The sequence below is a fragment of the Pantoea sp. E956-1 genome (genome assembly GCF_982223955.1).
The window spans coordinates 1-457 of sequence record NZ_CEUYZP010000063.1; the positions used below are offsets into that span (position 1 = coordinate 1).

General features: G+C 57.1%; 1 protein-coding gene and 1 pseudogene. Both read right to left on the minus strand.

From position 1 onward, the window contains the following. A pseudogene (locus AC0T7J_RS25260) lies at positions 1-233 on the minus strand (tRNA (guanosine(37)-N1)-methyltransferase TrmD); the annotation flags it as partial. An 11-nt stretch (positions 234-244) separates the two neighbouring features. After that, positions 245-457: PRC-barrel domain-containing protein (locus AC0T7J_RS25265; RefSeq protein WP_473798504.1), on the minus strand; the 213-nt coding region annotated here is incomplete at its 5' end.

Consider the following 457-nt stretch of genomic DNA (forward strand, 5'->3'; position numbering starts at 1 on the left):
GCTGCTGCCTTGGCCTGAGCCAGCGCATCTTCCAGGGGCTTGATCTTCATCACCATGCCCGGACCACCGCCAAACGGGCGATCGTCCACAGTGTGATGCCGATCCGTCGTGTAATCTCGCGGATTCCAACAGGTCAGCTGCAAGAGCCCCTGTTTGACCGCACGACTGTTGATGCCGTAATCGCCAATGGCGGAAAACATCTCGGGAAACAAACTGATCACTTCTACGCGCAAGTTAGCCACGCTCAGAAGTCCGCGTCCCAATCCACCTTCATCTCGCCCGCTTCCAGGTCGACGGCCAACACGCATTGCTCAGTATAGGGCAACAGGCGTTCGCGATCATCCAGGCTGCCAGCGCAAGGCTTGACGACCATTACATCATTGGCGCCGGTTTCCAGAAGATGATCGATTTTCCCGAGCAGTTGCCCAAGGGTGTCGATGACCTTCAGACCTTCCAG